The following is a 17786-nucleotide window of genomic DNA, read 5'->3' on the forward strand; positions in this document are numbered from 1 at the left end:
TACATTAGGCAGGAGTGGGTAACATGGATCAAGTATTCGGAAACCTCGCTTTACAAGATACAATCACCGCTGAACCCTACATAGAAATTGAAGGCGGTGTCTCACTAAGAGGAGACATTTCATTGGCCGGTGCCAAAAACTCAGCACTACCATCCATTGTAGCTGCTTGCTTATCATCGGATGAGGTCGTATTGCATAATGTCCCAGTCGAAATAAATGACGTTAGATTACTAATCGAGCTATTGATTGAAGCCGGTGCAAAAATTGAAATACACCAGAATTCCCTGATTTGCTGCGGATCAGGTTGGAAAGGAGGGGCGTTGGATGAGCTGGTAGCGGGAAAAATAAGACACTCCCTATTGCTTCTAGGCGCTTCTGCTTTCTGGGGCTCTTCTTTGTTCCTGCCTCTTCCAGGCGGGTGTAGTATTGGAAGCAGAAAGCATGATCTTCATGTATTGGCGTTCAAAGCAATGGGATTCGATATGATTGAGAATGAGATGGGACTGTTATTGAATGAAAGCAGAATAAATAAGGAATCGAATATCGTGTTTCATTATCCGACATTTGGCGGAACGATCAATGCAATATTTGCAGGAGTTCGCGGTAATGGAACCAAGGTAACGATTTATAACGCAGCATGCAATCCCGAGGTTATTGACGTCATAAATCTTCTGAATAAAATGGGAGCTCAAATAAGGTGGGTAAATAATAACGCACTCGAAATAATTGGTGTTCCTGCACTACGTGGGACGGTACATAATATTATGCCCGATCGCATTATTGCGGCTACTCTTATTTCCGCGACAGGAATTACGAAGGGAAATGTAAACATTCATAATATATCAGGCGAGGTCCTCGCAGCCGAGTTAACAACGTGGAGAAAGACTGGACTTCAGATTGACGAAACGACTTACGGGTTAACGGTAAGGTGGACAAAAAGGCTTCAGCCTGTAGATGTCGTCACAAGCGCTTATCCGGGGTTCCACACGGATATTCAACCACTCCATACGGCTTTAATGTTACTCTCGGACGGCACTTCTACATTAACGGAAACGATCCTGGACGGCAGGTTTGAATATTGCTACCAATTAGCCAAAATGGGGGCGAATATCGAAATCGTTCCGGGAAATTTCAACTGTGTTAACGGTGCTGCCGGTCAGATAGCGATCATTAAAGGAGTAGACCGACTTAAAGGCTCCGATGTCGTTGCTACAGATATTCGAGGCGGTGCTGCAGTGGCTGTAGCCGCACTGGCAGCCGAAGGGAACACCAAAATTACGAATATTTATCAAATCGAGCGCGGTTATGGCAATATCATTGATCTATTTGGTTCCCTAGGCGCAAACATAAAAAGAGTGAGTGAAAGCAAATGAAGAATAACAGCACTGCAATTCAGATCATCAGTACAATCATATCGAAGTTTATTTTTCTACTTGGTACCTTCGTTATCTCGGCATTATTGAGTCGATTGCTCGGACCTGAAAATAAAGGCGTTGTTACAGCGATATTTGTTATTCCGCTCCTGCTTGTCAGCTTTGTTGATTTAGGAGTGCGGCAAGCGACTGCTTTTTTTATAGGTAAAGGTATTTATAAGACGGAGGATATCGTTTCTTCTGTAGGATTCTTGTGGTTCTTCTCATCCACGCTGGCTGTTACTTTAACAGGTGGATACTATTATTTTTCAATGAGCGATAAGTTTGGCTGGGCGCCGCTGCTGCTTGCGTTACTGACAATTCCATTAAACTTGATTGTAAAATATACTTCCGGCGTAATGCAGGGCAAACAAAAAATCGGAAGTATTAATCTATCAGGATTGATAGGGGTAATTGTAAACTTTGGAGCAGTAGTTCTTTTAGTCTGGATCCTTAATTTGGGCATTATTGGCGCCACTTTAGTGAATGTATTATATATTCTGGCTTCAGCAATTTATTCGATTTTTATTTTGAAGCGAATTAGTAAAATTAATATTAGATATATACATCCCATTCCCATAAAGCTTTTTACAAAGGGAATCAGTTATGCGGCGGCATTATTTATCCTTCAGTTGAACTATAGGATTGACGTCATTTTTCTTGAAAAATTATCGACAGTAAAAGCAGTGGGCCTGTACTCCGTTGGTGTAAGTATGGCTGAATTGATTTGGCAATTACCCGCTGCTTTAAGTGTTGTACTATTCTCCAAAAGCGCAAATAGCAAGAGTGATCAGGAAGCGTCAAGAAGAGCGGTCCGATTGCTGAGAATGACTATTCCGCTGCTCTTGTTATTAGGCGCAGTAATAGGCATACTTGCTCACCCGATTATTAATATACTCTATGGAGAAGCATTTGCCGGCTCTGCTGAAGCATTGCAATTGTTACTGCCTGGGATTATTTTGATGACAATAGTGAAAATATTGCAGCCGGATTTAGCAGGGAGAGGATATCCGCTTTATGCGTTCTGGGTGTATATTGGACCTTTGGTTATAAATATTGGCCTGAATCTTCTCTTAATTCCTCGATACGGCATCATTGGTGCGGCAATTACGTCATCCATCAGTTACACCTGCGGCGCTCTTATTTTCAGTTACGTTTACGGGAAGAAAGAAAACATAACGATGAGAAATATGCTTATCGTAACTAAAGAAGATATTCAATTAATTTATGAAACCTTCATGAAGAAAAGCGGTAAAATGAAAGATAATTTAAAGCTGCAGGGTGGAGTCGAATGAAAATTTTATTTAAATTAAGAAGGTTTCACGGCGGCTCGGCATTATCTGCACTTGAATATGTAAAAGTGGTGAATAAACTCCAACATCAAGTGGTGGTCGTTGGCGAGTACTCACAATCACAAGATGACTTCTCGAAACTAGGTGTAACTACAATAGATCAAGCATTTTTTAAAAGGAATCCACTGGAAAACATCATTTTATTTATCTCTCTACTAAAAATTGTTTTAAATGAAAAGCCCGATTTATTTATAGCGGTCACTCAAGGTGAATGTTATTACGCCCGTCTTATTAACTCTTTATTCCGCATTCCTGTGATTTATATAATACCCGGCGGAGAAATTCAAGATTTTTTCACGAAAATTATGAGGAATGAAAAGAATATCATCGTATTTAGTGATGAAAATAAACAGCAGCTTTTAAAAAGTAGATTTAAAGAAGAATCAATAGAGACGATTACGAATAGAATGACATTTGATTCAGATCCTAATATATACGGGTGCAACTATCAATTATCTAGTGCGGAACCAGTTCAATTGCTCCTGATTTCTCGTTTAGACTATGATAAAAAGAATTCTATCTTTTTAGTGTTAAACTTAATTGAAAAAATAGTCGAACACATAGATGTTAACCTTACCATTATTGGTGACGGAGAATTAAGGAGTGAGGTAAGAGAATTTTCGGAAAAGATTAACTCGAAGTTCACACATCCTGTTATTTTCATAAAAGGTCATGTGACGAACGTGAAAGACTATATTCTTAATTCGCACATTGTTTTTGGAAAAGGCCGAAGCGTAGTTGAACCTATGTTTTATTCTAAAGTTAGCTTTGTTATTAGTGAATCGGGAACAATGTTCTGGTGCAGAGCTGAGAATATTGAACAATTAAAGTCGACTAATTTTACGGGGCGAAATCTAAGCAATCCCACATCATATGATGAACTGTCTCAAGTAATTCTTTCAATTAAACAAAATCATTTCGAATCGAGCTATTTAACTGGAATTTCGGAATATATTGGGAACCATTATGATGTGAAGCATGCAGAGGCTAGGATTGGGAAAATCATACATTCCATAATGAGTCAACCGAAATCAGTTAATGCATTTTCATTATTATCGGGCATAATAAAAACTTTATTTCAATTACTAGCGATTAACGGTCGATTATTCATTCAATATCTAAAGAAGGTGAACTCCGTAGTAATACGTCAGAAGCAAATTGAATAAGTTGTCCTTAAGTACTATTGCGAGTACCCAATCTGAACCAATCACAGCAAGTGTTTCATATGCTTTTTCTGTAAACCCATCTGCACTATCATGTAATCATGTCAACGTTACTGTTCCGCGGGATGCGAACTCTGTTAGGGAGCTTCGCTATTGTATGTGTGTTTGATTCAAATTTATTGGCGTATCTCTCCTTGTTGCAGGAGGGATACGTTTTTCTGTCTCATCCCAAAAGCATGATTCCCACTCATTCCTTAATCCAAAAACGAACATGATGGAGTAGCGCACTTCTGGTATCAATCCCCCTTATAGAAACCCTCATTCGATATAAGTCGATCACTCCAATCGATCTATTTCTTTGAAAAACAAGCAATAAGCTTCTCCAAAAAACACGATACAAAACGGAAATTCTGTGATACAATTGCTACATATCGTATCTTTATAGGCGGGTGAGCAGATGATATCACCGGATGGCACGAATCTCGTCTTCCTGCTGTGCACGCCGCGAAGCGGCAGCTCGCTGGTGACGACCATGCTCCAGAACCACTCTCACGTCTTCGCGACGCAGGAGATGTGGTTCCTGATGGGCTTGCAGGATATGAAGCTGGCCCCTCCTCGTCCTTACGGGGGCACGGGAATCATCCGGCGATTCTATAACGGCATCGTCCCCGAACAGACGTACGAGCAAGCCTGCCGTGCGTTTGCCTTGCAGATCTACAACGGGCTGCTGCGGAGCGGGGATGCCCGGCTGGTGGTCGACAAATCGCCGAGATACTATTGCATCCTGGAGTTTCTCGACCGATTGTTCCCGCAGGCGAAACGGATCTGGCTCATTCGCAATCCCTTGGCGGTGATTGCTTCCTATAAGAAGGTTTACGGCAGTAAGGGCGGGGCGGACGGTTTTCATATCGGCGCGGATCCGGCGAGCCAGACGTTCAATATGAAGATGACCGACGTCACGGTCGGGCTGTTCCGATACCATCGGTATTTCTCGGCCGAACACGCTTCGACGTATAAGCTCTATTACGAGCGGCTTGTCGACGCGCCGAGAGAAGAGCTGGAACGATTGTGCGCTTTCATCGGCATCGCCTACGAAGAAGGCATCGAGAGGTATGGCGATTACGCCGATACGGGCAAATCGGATTTGTACTACAGCATGGGGGTCGGCGATCCGTTCCTGTCCGATCATCGGGAGGCGCATCGCGACTCGGTCGACAGCTGGAAGACGGTGCTGGATAAGAATGAAATCGAACATAGCTGCAGGCTGCTCGGCGCTGCAATCTTCCGTGAGCTTGGGTACGGCAAGGAACTGGATGAGGCGGAAAGGATTACCGGCATCAAATTCGAAGATGGGCCGGATACGGATCATCTGAACCGGAGAACGAAGCAGCTCGTGGATGCGACGGGGCTGCAATGGATCGACGCGTATCAATGTCGGACAGACGACGCTGCCATCAGGGAGGAAGCGACGGCGGCCGGCGAGCCCGCCATGGATCAAGCGCACAGCGAGGCGCTTCGCCTGCGGATGGCGCTTCGAACATTGGAGCAGCGGCTGGCGGGAAGCTATAACGCCCAGCAGCAGCTTCGAACGGAACTGCATGCGTATCGCAGCAAGATCGCCCGGCTGAAGGCGATCGTCCCGTTCGGCAGACGACTCAGCAAATGGATGAATCACTATATCTCTTCGTCGTCCGGGGTGAAGCGATGAGCGCGCTGGCAGGCGTAATCGGCTATGATGCGGACCTGGATGCCTATCCGTTAGGGCATATTCTCATGCGAGGCCTGGAGAAGTTTCCGGCCGACGACGTTCAAACCTGGCAGGATCGCTCATTGTTCCTTGGCTGTCATGCACAATGGATCACGCCCGAGTCCATCAATGAGCCTATGCCGCGGTATGAGGAGGGTTATCAATTGCTGCTGGCGGCCGACGCCATCCTCGATAACCGGGAGGAACTGTTCGACCGGCTGCACATTGCGGTCTCCGAGCGCTCGTCCATGACGGACGGCGCGCTGATCCTCCACGCCTACCGGCAATGGGGCACGGCTTCGCCCAAGTATCTGGCCGGCGACTTTGCCTACGTCATCTGGGATCAGCGGCAGCGGCTATTGTTCGGCGCCAGGGATCTCTTCGGCAATCGCACGCTCTACTATCATCAGCATGACGATTATTTCGCGCTCTGTTCAACGATATCGCCGCTGCTGGCTTTGCCTGGCGCACGGAAGAAACTGCATGAGCCATGGCTTGCCGATTACTTGGCGATTCCGGATATGTACGATTCATTCGATCTGGCGGCGACGGCTTATGCGGGTATCCGTCAGCTGCCGCCCGGCTGTACATTCACGCTTCAGGGCCGGAAGTTCAGCCACCAGTCCTATGGCAGCATCATTCCGGAGCAGGAGCTAAGCTTCAAATCGGACGGCGAATATGAGGAAGCGTTCCGTAATATATTGGATTTGGCGGTCCGGGCAAGACTTCGTTCACGCCATCGGATCGCGGCTACGTTAAGCGGCGGACTGGATTCGGGAACGGTGGCCAGCTTCGCGGCGAAGGCGCTGCGGGAGCAGCGCAAGCCGCTGTATACATACAGCAGCGTGCCCGTGGAGGACTTCCAGGACTGGACGGGACGAAGCATGCTGGCGAACGAAACGCCATACATAGCGTCTACGGTAGCGTTCTTGGGGAATATCGAGAGCAAGCTCATGGATTTCGCGGGGCTCAACTCGTTGACGGAGGTCGACGATTGGCTTGAAATTCTGGAAACGCCTTATAAGTACGTAGAGAATTCCTTCTGGATCAGAGGGGTCTACGAGCAAGCGGCCAGAGACGGCGCGGGCATCCTGCTTACCGGAGCGAAGGGCAACCATTCGATCTCCTGGGGACCCGCTATCGGATACTATGCTTACATGCTGCGCAATTGGAAGGTGAAGGGATTATACGAGGAGCTCCGCTCGTATAGCCGCATAAGAGGCATCGGCCGGAGGAGGCTGCTTTCGCTTATCGCCAAGCGGGCTTACGGCGCGGGGGCGTTCGGCCTTCGAAGCCGTAAGCCGAGGCTGTCGGAGCTGATCGCTCCCGCCTTCGCGCAGGACATGCGCATGATGGAACGGCTTATGCCGCACAAGCTCAACTTGAACGGCGCGTACCTGTCGAACGCGATGGATGCCCGTATCCGCCACTTCGAGAACGGCGCGATTGCCAATACGTTCGGCAGCAAAGCGATGAAGCTGTCCTTGCGGTATAAAGTGTGGGAGCGGGATCCGACAAGCGACATCAGGGTCGTCCGATTCTGCTTGTCCGTACCCGCGGAACAGTACGTCCGGAACGGTCAAGACCGCGCGCTGGTCAGACGGTCCATGCAAGGCCTGCTGCCGGACGATATCCGCTTGAATCACAAAGTAAGAGGCATCCAAGGCGCGGATTGGGTCCATCGGCTGCGTCATCAATGGGCGGAATTGACGGAGGAAGTGTTGGCCATGTGCAAGCAGCCGGCCATCGCGCATTACTTGAATGCCGCCCGGATCCGGCAGGCTTGCAATCGCGTAGGCCAAGCGCCGAATGCCGACCAGGCTTTCAACGGGGAGACGCGGTTAATCATGCAAAGTCTAGTCACCGGCCGATTTATTCAGCAGTTCCACGCTTGAGTGGAAAGGAGGTGATGTCTATGGCGAAGAAATCCTGGCAGCAGCCGGCACTGGAGGTGTTGGATGTTCGCATGACAATGGCCGGTCTAGGCAGCAAGTACGTCGATTACGTGACGGCGGATGATTACGTCGACGATCCAAGCGAGCCGAAGAGCGTGCTTTCGTTCTTCGGAGGCGGCAGCGGCGGCGGGCCTTCTGCGTCATAATAGCAATCTTACTTAAGTCGGTCGGGGCCCTTATACCATCCATGATGGATAAGGGTCATCCGAACTCCACCAGGGGGATAGATGATGGTACAAACGATGAACCGATTGCACTATTGGGCATTTGGCATGCATATCACGAGCGAGATTGCCTTACCCGAACTCGTGGCGACGCAATTCGTCGAATCGCAAACGGATATTGAAGTGGTTATCGGCGAGTTGACCGATAGATGGGAGCAAGCCGTCAAATATCAAGGCTACTATGGTATGTTCGACGACTGCGTATTGATGTACATACCGGGAGCGGCAATATTCGAAGTCGACCGAGGACGTCGTATTACGGTTCATCCGTTCCATAACGATAGTTTCGATCTCATTCGTCTCTATATATTAGGCACTTGCATGGGCTTGCTGCTGATGAGGAGAGGGCTCATTCCTTTGCACGGAAGCGCCATCGTCGTTCATGGCCGAGCATACGCGTTCGTCGGCGAATCGGGGGCGGGCAAGTCGACGCTGGCTGCCGCGCTCATCCATCGCGGCTATCGTCTATTGAGCGACGATGTGATCCCGCTCAAGAATACGGATGGCGGTTCGATCATCGTTCCGGCCTATCCGCAGCAGAAATTATGGCAGGCCAGTCTGGATGGCCTCGGCATGGACGGCAGCTATCAGCCGCTGTACGACCGGCAGACGAAATTCGCGGTTCCCGTCGTGGATTGCTTTCATGACGAAGAGATTCGGCTGGCCGGCGTTTTCGAGCTGGCGAAGACGGCTGACGAGCGGGTGACCGTGTCGGAGATTACCGGATTAGCGCGTATCCATACGTTAATGATTCACACGTACCGGGGGAGTCTTGTGCCGCTTCTCAAGCGGGAACAGTGGCATTTCTCCTCTTGCGCGAAACTGGCTGAATCGCCTTCTATGTATCGCATCCGCCGTCCGGAGCATGCGTTTACGGTCAACGATATCGTGGATCAAGTATTAGAAACCATTACGAGGAGCGAGCAGTCCAATGATGAACGGTAGAATTGATGATGAGCGGGCAATCGGCAGAGCGGAAGGGAATTTGGCCAGCAAGATGGACGGCGATACGGTCATGATGAGCATCGCGAACGGCAAGTACTATAATTTGGGCCAAGTCGGCGGACGGATATGGGAGCTGATCGAGCAGCCGCTAACGATCGGCGAGATCGTCGGCGCGCTGACGGAGGAGTATGAGATCGACGCGGCATTATGCGAGCTGCAGGTCCGGACGTTTCTGGCTAACCTCGCGGAGGAAGGCCTTGTCGTAAACGGATAACGGCCGATGACGGCCGACTGTACAGAAGGCGGGGAGCGAGTTGAGAGGCAAAATCAAACTTTTCATGAAGATGAATCGCCAAATGAAATGGCTGATCGTCGAAGCGGTATTCTGCTTGGGCTGGGCGCGTCTGCTCAAGGCGATGCCGTTCTCGAAAGTCGTCAGACACCTGGATTTGCAGCCGCATGAAACGACGTATGCCTATAACGAGGCGGATGAAGCGGTGATGCGCCGGATTTCCAACGCGCTCCATCTCGTCAGCCGACATACCTGGTGGGAGAGCAAGTGCCTGGTCAGGGGGCTTGCGGCCATGAACATGCTTGCGCGGCGCGGCATCGAAAGCACGCTGTACCTGGGCACCGCCAAGGACGGCGATGGCAGGCTGATTGCCCATGCATGGGTGAGAAGCGGACGAATCTATGTCACGGGCGCAGCGGAAATCCCGCAGTTCACGATGATTCGCTTATTTGGGAAGAACGCCGCCGGGTCTCGTTCGAACGGGGGCGCGCTGTCCCGATCACGGTAGGAGGCTCCGCGTTGAAACAATTATTCGTTTATCTGCGCAAACTGCATGAACTGGAAGGCATACGGCTGTACTGGAATCTGCTCAACATGATGCTGATCAGCGTCATGGACGGAATCGGCCTGTATTTGCTCGTTCCGATCATGGGCATTGTCGGCATCGTGAATATGAACACGTCCAAGATTCCATACATCTCCGAGGTATCCCGGACGATGAAGCAGCTGCCGGAGCAGTGGGTGCTGCCGCTGGTCTTGAGCGTCTATCTCGCTGTCGTGATCGGGCAAGCGATTCTCAAACGAAGACAGACGATCCAGAACATCGCGATCCAGCAGCGCTTCATGAAATACCTTCGCATGGATACCTATCGGACGATCATGGAAGCCAACTGGCTGTTCTTCATCCATCGCCGAAAATCGGATTTCAGCGCGCTTCTCACCTCCGAGCTCGCAAGGGTCAATCAAGGGACGACGCAGACGTTGACGCTCATTACCTCGCTCACCTTTACGTTCATTCAGATCGGATTCGCTTTGCTTCTGTCATGGCCGCTGACGCTGATCGTGCTGGGCTGCGGGCTTGGCTTCACGTATTTCTCCCGCCACTTCGTCCGCAATGCGAAGGCGCTCGGCGACAGCACGACCGAGCTGCACATGGATTATTTGGCAGGCGTCAACGAGCAGTTCAACGGCATCAAGGATATTAAGAGCAACGCATTGGAATATTCGCATTTGGCCTGGTTCAAGACGATATGCAGGCAAATCGAGCGCAATCTGGTCAATTTGTCCGCGCTGCAAGCGACGAGCCAGCTTCGTTACGGCATCGCATCATCGGTCATGATCGTTACGTTCGTCTATCTGTCCGTCGACGTGCTTCACGTGTCAGCGGGGCAGCTGATGCTGATTATTATGATTTTCGGCCGCTTGTGGCCGCGGTTCTCCTCGCTTCAAGGGACGATCGAACAGATCGCGACGTCCATTCCCGCATTCGCCAAATTATTCGAGATCAAGACGGCCTGCTTGCAAGCGAGAGATGCCTGGAGCCAGATGGCTTCCGACAAGCCGGATGCGATGACGATTCGCGACAGCATCGAATTCCGGAACGTCTCCTTCCGCTACGACAAGGATAGCGCGCTTACGATTCGCGGGGTTTCCCTGTCGATCCCGGCGAACAGCATGGCTGCGATCGTCGGCAAATCCGGAGCCGGCAAGAGCACGCTCGTCGATCTCCTGATCGGTCTGCTGACGCCGGAGCAGGGGGGCGTCTTCATCGATGGCCGGTCGCTCGATGAACGCAGCATAGCCGGATTCCGCCAATCCGTCAGCTATGTCTCGCAGGAGCCGTTTCTGTTCAATGCCAGCATTCGCGATAATATGCAGCTGGTGCAGCCGAACGTAAGCGAGAGCCAAATCTGGCAGGCGCTTCATCTGGCTGCCTCCTATGATTTTGTCAGCAAGCTTCCGAATGGACTCGATACGGTCGTCGGCGACCGCGGGGTACGCTTGTCCGGCGGCGAACGGCAGCGCATCGTGCTTGCGAGGGCGATACTGCGGAACCCTTCCGTGCTCATTCTGGATGAGGCCACCAGCGCACTCGATAACGAGAACGAAGCGATTATCCAGACGGCGCTCGAGCGGCTGAAGGGCAATATGACGATCGTCGTCATCGCGCACCGTCTCTCGACGATTCGCAACGCCGATCAAGTGATCGTGCTGGAGAACGGGGAAGTCATTCAGCAGGGCGCATACGCCCAGCTGGCTGCAGAGACGAAAGGAACTTTCGGGAAGCTGCTCGCCTTCCAGGAGCCGGCCACGCGTACGGGCATGAATTAACGATCGGGGCGGCGCGGCAGCGTGAAATGGCCTGGTGGGCCTAAAGACATAACGCTGCGATGCGCATGATCATGCGCATCAGACAATACCCTTCGTTTTACAAAAAACATCATAACGCAACAGGATATGGCGTGATATTCTACCTGGAATCATCCATTTTTTTCATGCAATATAGGGCTTTAATCGCTATTCCAACCCGAAAACTGCTGGTATGCTGGTATAGGATTACATAATCTAGCATTAATACCAATAAGGGGGTTTTGTACAATCGAGGCGGTTGAATAGCCATGAACGGAATAGCGACTAAAGATGCGATGGGTACAGGGTGAGAACGAGGAGATGGAGGAGATTGAATGATGAACAAACGCAAGACGCTGGTTGCATTATTGCTTGCAGCGGTCATGTTATTCTCGTTTGCTTCGGTGAGCATGGCGGCGACGAACGACGATCCCGGTTATATCCGAACCTATCTCGAGGATGACGAAATCCCGTTCGACGTGCATCCCTTCTTAACGGGGGGGACGGTATATGCGGGCTTCCGCGGCATCTTCGAAGCGTTGGGCTATACGGTGAAGTACGATTCGGCCACGAGAATCGTAACCGGGCAATCTCCTTCGACGTCGATTGTCATTAATTTGCTCACGAATGAGATGACCATCAATGGCGGGAAATTCACGAAACAGCCGCCGGAGCCGCCGAAGCCGATTCTCATTCGGGGACGTACGTTAGTGCCGATTCGCTTCATCGCCGAAGCATCGGGCCTCAACGTAGAATGGATCCCGTCTTCCAGAATCGTCAAGCTGACGTACATGAAGCCGGCTGCGAGCGATCTGGATGCGATTCTGTCGCTTCTGGTCCGCAATAAGAAAGCGGCCGTCGAAGGCAAGCTGGACGATCTGCTGGCCACGTTCGATGCGAAATCTCCGCTTCGCAGCGATTACAGCGGCCTGACCGCCATTGCGTTCCCGGGTTCCGAATCCACGTTCGAGAACATTGCGATCGATTCTTGGCAAGGCAATAAAGCGACGATCAGCTATAAGGTAACGACCAAGGCGACAGGAAGCGGCTTCTTCCTGGATCGCGTGGATATGATGGAAGCGGACTTGACCCGTACGGCAGTCGGCGGCTGGAGAATCTACGACTTCCGTACGAAGTCGACCACGTATTCGAAGGATGCGAGCGGGTTGGCGGAGGCTGTCGTTCCGGATGCCGACAAGACGGCCATCCTGGCCGTCATTAATGCGAACGAGACTGCATTGAACGCGGAGAAGGTCGCCGATCTGGCTGCGACTTACGGCGGAGACGCGAGCTTCAAGAAGCAATTGACGGATACGACGACGGCGTTCTTCAAGTCGTACGATATCAAGTTCACGAACGAAGTGAAGCGCATCGTGTACTATCAAGCCGGCACGGCTTATGTATACGTCGTGCAAACGTCGGAGAAGAAGTCGGCTTCCGACTATCTGAACAAACGGGTGACTATGCTGCTTCAAGTCAACCAGGATAAGAACGGCAATTGGACGATCAATCCGGTTAGCCAGACGATCGCTTCGGAGAAGCTGTAATGCGCCTGCCTGCAATTCGGGGATAACGTTCCAAGCTAAGCCACAAGCCCATAAGATGAACGCGTTGCAAAACGCGTGCATGTTATGGGCTTTTTTTGTGTCGGATTAGGTGGATCAAATGGGGAAGACCAGCTCACGTACGCGTCATGTACGGGAGCTGGTCTTCTTAAGTATGGGACAGGATTAGGAGCCGTAGTATTCAGCAGGGATTGGCCCAGTGTTGCCACTAGGATTGGAATTGTATTGGTCGACATCCAGATGGCCGCCAATGTAGGTCCAGTCGGTATGTTTCCAGCCGTCGCCAAGCATCGTTTCTCTGACGTTCAGCACTTCCACCTGCGGTGTTTGCCATACTTTCTTCATCGTGTGTTCACCTCCCTTCAGCAAGTCGGAGCGTTAAAATTTGCGTAAAAAGCGATAGACAACGAGACTTCGCATTAAATAGATCATATTCGAGTTCATGGCAAGCTCGGGTTGAAAGGGCTGCCGTTCGATTTCCGTGAGCGAGCTTCTGATCTGAGGGATATTCAAGTATTCGGAAGCCGCTGAGTCGTTGCACAGGTCATGAAGCTCTTGGATGAACGCGCTCCGGACGGGGGTCATGCGATGAACCCAGTCCGCGCTTTGGAAGCCTTTCACGCGTTGGTTCCATCTTACTTTATCCGGCAAGTATTGGTCGGTCGCTCTTCGAATGAGCGAACGGCTTACGCCGTTGAGCACGAATTGTTCGATGGGAAGCGAGAGGCAGAAGCGGACGACTCTCGGATCGCAAGTCGGATCTCTCTCCCATATGCCGTATTTTAATGATAGCTTGGCGCCTGAAGTGCCTTGCATATTAAGAATGGCTAAATTATTGAAGAAAAATTGCCTTTCGTCCGTTATATTCCGAGGCGACTCTGTGAGCAGCTGCTGGTGGTCCTTCAGCGTGTTGTAAATTTGCGTTCTTGCAGCGAAATCCGGGTTTATTAACTGCGGAAAATCCTCTTTGTCGCCGGCTTCGGCAAAGGACAGTTTATTCACGAACGGAAACGCGTATTTTCCGATGTTCGGCAGGAGCTGCGATCTTCGGATTCTCATCTGTCTGCTGAATAACGTAGCTTGCCGGTAGAACTGGATCCATCTCATCGTCTTGAGCAGATGCGCGCAGTACTGGGTGACGGAACCCCATGAAATCGAGCTGTTTCCTCGTGCTCCGGTTAATAGAACCCCCATGCCTTGCTGCCTGGCCGTACGATAGATATCTCGAATCCAGAAGGAATTCGCGAAGAACTTATAGGGCGATTCCATGATATTCAGCCATTCGTCGATTTCCGTGAACGGGCTCTGCCCCTGGGAGTCCAAGTAATTGTCTTGGATATTGCCGACATGGCGAATCGTTTCTTGAATGAAGGGTCTTTCGTCGGCCATCAAGTGACGGGCCGTCCAGTCCTGGAAATCGGCAGCCGGAACATGGCTGTAGGTATGCAGCGTCTTGCCTTCATTCCGCAATGCGCTGGCCGCGAAGCTGACTACGCTGCCGGAATCGAGCCCGCCGCTTAACGTGGCGCCGACTTGCTTGAAGGTGCGAAGCCTGGAGGCTACTGCCTGGCCGAACACCTCTCGAAAAGCTTCCTCGTAATCGCCATCGGAAGGGAGCGACAGCTTCTGGTCGGATACGACCAGCGAATCGTACTTCGATAGCGTCAACCTGCCGTTCGCCGAGATTAAGCTATGGCCGGGAGGGATTTGGAGAATATTGCGGTAGGCTGTCGCGAATACATCGACGGAATCAATCGGCGCATTGATGGCCAGGAACGCGGATAACCAGCTTTCATTCAGCCCTTGCTTGATGGAAGGCAGCGCCAGAAGCGGTGCGATCGCCGTGCAGAATGTCAAGCTCCGCCGATCGTAATGGTAGTACAGCGTACGGTTCCCGGCCAGGTCGCGCGCGCCGAACAAGCGCTTCTGCTTCCTGTCCCAAATCATGAACGCATAATCGCCGATCAGATATTTCGGCGCTTCGGTTCCCCAGCGTTCGTAGGCCATGACGATTAATTCACTGTCCGTCAACGCGTCCCTTCGGGACGATTCGATCTGGAACCGATTGCATAACGCATCCCGGTTATCAAGGATGGCATCCGCCGTAATGGCGAGGTCGAGAGACTCGTTATAGCAAGGAAGCTTCTCGTAAACGGATTGAGGCGTGATCCACTGGGCGTGACAACCCAGGAACGCGGACTCGTCATGCCAGTGCCGCGCATCGTCAGCGGGGTAATCGCGCATGGCCTGCATCAGCAGCAGACCGTTCTCGCGTAAATCATTCGGAGACGAATCCCTATCGTTCACGATGCCGGCAATTAAGCTCATGGGTTCCTCCTGATACGAATTGTAGACATTTGAGTTTATTATAACGAGTATTTATAGAAAAAGAAACAGTATGTATCAATTTCTTTTTAAAAAAAGATACATTTAGGCGCATATTTTTGAAACTATCGCGGGGGAGGAAGAGGAACGGATCGTTTGGAACCATAGGCTCTCAGCAATAGATAGGCTAGCAGGATACCGGCGGTGTCGATGCACACATCCACAATCCGGCCGTCACGGGAGAAATAGAGCTGGAGCACTTCCGTGACGATCGCATAACCGATCGCCAACACGATGCCGTACGATCTCCCTGGCTTATACAGCATCGCGGACAAGATCGCGAAGCCGAGGAAGTGTCCTGCTTTCTGGAGCAGATACCAATTCGTATGGCTGTAAATAATATCTTCGCTTGGAACGATCAAGATTTGATGCCAATCCGGATGCGGATTGAATCTAAAATGAATGTACCTGTATATGACCATTAGCTTGAAATTTTGCGTGCAGGTGCAAACGAACAAAAATACGCACCACAGCATGGCGATTGCGGCTCTGAACATGCTCCACATCCTTGAATGATTTTCAGGTATGACAGGTATGAGACGTTGATCGAATGCGCTAGAAAAGATTGACAAGAGGCGAAAAGAAAAGGTATTGTTAATTATAATGATACAATATGTATCATGCAAGCGGGTTATGAAATGGAAGCTGCGAATAGGGACCTTGAACTTCTTTTATAACCGTCCGTAAGGAGTCTTGAACCATGAAACCTCCGAAACCTTCGATCAAGCGTCTATTGCTGTGGACCGGTATCGCCGCGGTCGCGCTCGCGATTCTGACCGGCAGTCTCGTCTGGTATGTGTACCACTCCGTTAAATCAACGGCCGATCGGATGTACGAACCAATCGAGCGGATTACGCCGATGCGCGTGAGCAAGGACGCGAGCGTACCGAAGAAACCGGAGGCTGCGCCGTTACCGGGCAAATTACGGGCGTTCACCGTCCTGCTGCTTGGCGTGGACCAGCGGGAACAAGACAGCGGGCGCTCGGACACGATTGTCGTGATGACGGTCAACCCGGCCAAGCATTCGGCCTTCATGCTCAGCATCCCCCGGGATTCGCGCACGGCGATCGTCGGACGCGGCACGACCGACAAAATCAACCATGCCTACGCGTTCGGCGGCGTTCCGATGTCCGTCGCTACGGTCGAGAACTTCATCGATTACCCGATCGATTATTACGTGAAAGTGAATATGGAAGGCTTCGAGAAGCTGATCGATGCCGTCGGGGGCGTAGAGGTAGACAATCCGTTCGCGTTCGACTACCTCAAGCATCATTTTGAACGGGGGCATCTCTCATTGAATGGCGAAGAGGCGCTGCTCTATTCCCGGATGCGGTATGACGATCCGCACGGCGACCTGGGACGCAATACGAGGCAGCGCGATATTCTGCAGGCGCTCATGAATCAGGCCTTGAACTTGTCTTCCATTACCCATATTCATTCCCTGCTCGGCAAGCTGGGCGACAGTGTCAGGACGAATATACCGTTTGGCGATATGAAACGCTTTGCCATCGATTACAGGCCGGCAATCAAGTCGATCGATTCGGCGGAAGTGCAGGGCAAGGGACGAACGATCGACGGCATCTGGTACTACATCGTCGACGATGCCGAGCGCGATCGGATTCAGGGGCTCATTAAGGGGCATATGTTGAATTAGGCGGCAGAGTCGCTTTTCGCGGAACAGCTATGCCATATAAGATACGAATCGTATCAAAATCTATAAAGGGGCGTTACAATATGGGAAACGAAAGCAGGCAAGCACCGCATCCCCGCAGCCAGATTCGAATTAAACTCCGCGGCAATATCAAGGCGAAGGTATCGATCGTAAGCGTCTTCGGGGAGGGCTTTCAGTCGAGCTATACGCCTGTGCTGCTGGACGATCTGAGCCCGACGGGCTTCAAATGCCATTCGCATCTGCGGTTCCCCGTCAATTCCGATTACGTGCTGCATATCGAGACGTCGATCTGCCAGTGGGAGCTGTCGCTGCTCGGACACGTCGTCTGGCGCCGCAAGGAGGACAATTTATATGCCTATGGCATTGAATTCATTCCGGACGATCATATCCAGAAGGCGATCCGGATTGCGCTGCTGGCGTATATCGGGCAGATGCAGCCGAACTACCGCCGTATCCATCAGCTCTACGAACGGATGATGGGCGGCGCGAACGCCGTCATTCGATCCATGAAGTTCGATCAGAAGGGATGAAAATCCCTTTTTTCTTTGCTCCGAAAGGACGTGGCACACGGGGCGAAGAGGCTAAATGACCAGATGTGTAAGCGTATACATGACAGAATTGGCGCAGGATCGGGAATTATTTTGAAAAATCTGTCGCAATTGTCGGTTATCGTATTGACAGGGCGCGAGATTTGTCATATTCTGATCACGATACGAATTGTAACA

General features: G+C 50.9%; 16 protein-coding genes. 13 read left to right on the plus strand and 3 right to left on the minus strand.

Annotated elements, in window-relative coordinates; genetic code table 11:
* Window positions 1-23: 23 nt before the first annotated feature.
* The 11 genes from GXP70_RS08130 to GXP70_RS08180 all read left to right on the plus strand — a co-directional run bounded on the left by GXP70_RS08130 (window position 24) and on the right by GXP70_RS08180 (window position 12986).
* Window positions 24-1373 carry a UDP-N-acetylglucosamine 1-carboxyvinyltransferase gene (locus tag GXP70_RS08130; protein ID WP_162355987.1) on the plus strand — a complete coding sequence of 450 codons (1350 nt, stop codon included), beginning with the start codon at window positions 24-26 and terminating at the stop codon, window positions 1371-1373.
* Window positions 1370-2707: an oligosaccharide flippase family protein gene (locus GXP70_RS08135; RefSeq protein WP_162355988.1), complete on the plus strand. Its 1338-nt coding sequence runs from the start codon at window positions 1370-1372 to the stop codon at window positions 2705-2707. Before GXP70_RS08130 ends, GXP70_RS08135 begins: the two co-directional genes overlap by 4 nt.
* Entirely contained in the window at window positions 2704-3930 is a 1227-nt protein-coding gene (locus GXP70_RS08140; protein ID WP_162355989.1) for a glycosyltransferase family protein, read from the plus strand. Before GXP70_RS08135 ends, GXP70_RS08140 begins: the two co-directional genes overlap by 4 nt.
* A gap of 454 nt (window positions 3931-4384) precedes the next feature.
* Window positions 4385-5635 (plus strand): sulfotransferase family protein, encoded by a 1251-nt coding sequence (locus GXP70_RS08145; protein ID WP_162355990.1) that lies wholly within the window; start codon window positions 4385-4387, stop codon window positions 5633-5635.
* Window positions 5590-7569 carry an asparagine synthase-related protein gene (locus tag GXP70_RS08150; protein WP_162355991.1) on the plus strand — a complete coding sequence of 660 codons (1980 nt, stop codon included), beginning with the start codon at window positions 5590-5592 and terminating at the stop codon, window positions 7567-7569. The genes GXP70_RS08145 and GXP70_RS08150 overlap by 46 nt, the downstream gene beginning before the upstream one ends.
* 20 nt (window positions 7570-7589) lie before the next feature.
* Complete coding sequence (locus tag GXP70_RS30265) at window positions 7590-7775, plus strand: paeninodin family lasso peptide (RefSeq protein WP_162355992.1); 186 nt, start codon at window positions 7590-7592, stop codon at window positions 7773-7775.
* An 84-nt stretch (window positions 7776-7859) separates the two neighbouring features.
* Entirely contained in the window at window positions 7860-8798 is a 939-nt protein-coding gene (locus tag GXP70_RS08160) for an HPr kinase/phosphorylase (protein WP_162355993.1), read from the plus strand.
* Window positions 8785-9072 (plus strand): lasso peptide biosynthesis PqqD family chaperone, encoded by a 288-nt coding sequence (locus GXP70_RS08165; protein ID WP_162355994.1) that lies wholly within the window; start codon window positions 8785-8787, stop codon window positions 9070-9072. Before GXP70_RS08160 ends, GXP70_RS08165 begins: the two co-directional genes overlap by 14 nt.
* Before the next feature lie 40 nt (window positions 9073-9112).
* Window positions 9113-9598 carry a lasso peptide biosynthesis B2 protein gene (locus GXP70_RS08170; RefSeq protein WP_225442719.1) on the plus strand — a complete coding sequence of 162 codons (486 nt, stop codon included), beginning with the start codon at window positions 9113-9115 and terminating at the stop codon, window positions 9596-9598.
* Window positions 9599-9609: 11 nt separating this feature from the next.
* A complete protein-coding gene (locus tag GXP70_RS08175) occupies window positions 9610-11421 on the plus strand; it encodes an ABC transporter ATP-binding protein (protein WP_192043516.1) in 1812 nt (603 codons plus the stop codon).
* Between the two features lie 353 nt (window positions 11422-11774).
* A complete protein-coding gene (locus GXP70_RS08180; protein WP_162355996.1) occupies window positions 11775-12986 on the plus strand; it encodes a copper amine oxidase N-terminal domain-containing protein in 1212 nt (403 codons plus the stop codon).
* A 183-nt stretch (window positions 12987-13169) separates the two neighbouring features.
* Here the strand turns inward: GXP70_RS08180 and GXP70_RS30165 are convergent, their stop codons facing one another.
* From GXP70_RS30165 to GXP70_RS08195, 3 genes are all read right to left on the minus strand, one after another.
* A complete protein-coding gene (locus GXP70_RS30165) occupies window positions 13170-13349 on the minus strand; it encodes a paeninodin family lasso peptide (protein ID WP_162355997.1) in 180 nt (59 codons plus the stop codon).
* A gap of 33 nt (window positions 13350-13382) precedes the next feature.
* Window positions 13383-15332 (minus strand): asparagine synthase-related protein, encoded by a 1950-nt coding sequence (locus GXP70_RS08190; protein ID WP_162355998.1) that lies wholly within the window; start codon window positions 15330-15332, stop codon window positions 13383-13385.
* A 122-nt stretch (window positions 15333-15454) separates the two neighbouring features.
* Window positions 15455-15886: a VanZ family protein gene (locus tag GXP70_RS08195; RefSeq protein WP_162355999.1), complete on the minus strand. Its 432-nt coding sequence runs from the start codon at window positions 15884-15886 to the stop codon at window positions 15455-15457.
* A 203-nt stretch (window positions 15887-16089) separates the two neighbouring features.
* Here GXP70_RS08195 and GXP70_RS08200 point away from each other — a divergent pair, with 203 nt between their 5' ends.
* Together GXP70_RS08200 and GXP70_RS08205 are read left to right on the plus strand one after the other, a co-directional pair.
* Window positions 16090-17043: an LCP family glycopolymer transferase gene (locus GXP70_RS08200; RefSeq protein ID WP_225442720.1), complete on the plus strand. Its 954-nt coding sequence runs from the start codon at window positions 16090-16092 to the stop codon at window positions 17041-17043.
* 80 nt (window positions 17044-17123) lie between these two features.
* Window positions 17124-17591 carry a PilZ domain-containing protein gene (locus tag GXP70_RS08205; RefSeq protein WP_162356000.1) on the plus strand — a complete coding sequence of 156 codons (468 nt, stop codon included), beginning with the start codon at window positions 17124-17126 and terminating at the stop codon, window positions 17589-17591.
* Window positions 17592-17786: the final 195 nt, after the last annotated feature.

Origin of the sequence: Paenibacillus lycopersici (assembly GCF_010119935.1) — a bacterium.
In the GTDB taxonomy this organism is placed as follows: Bacteria; Bacillota; Bacilli; order Paenibacillales; family Paenibacillaceae; genus Paenibacillus_Z; species Paenibacillus_Z lycopersici.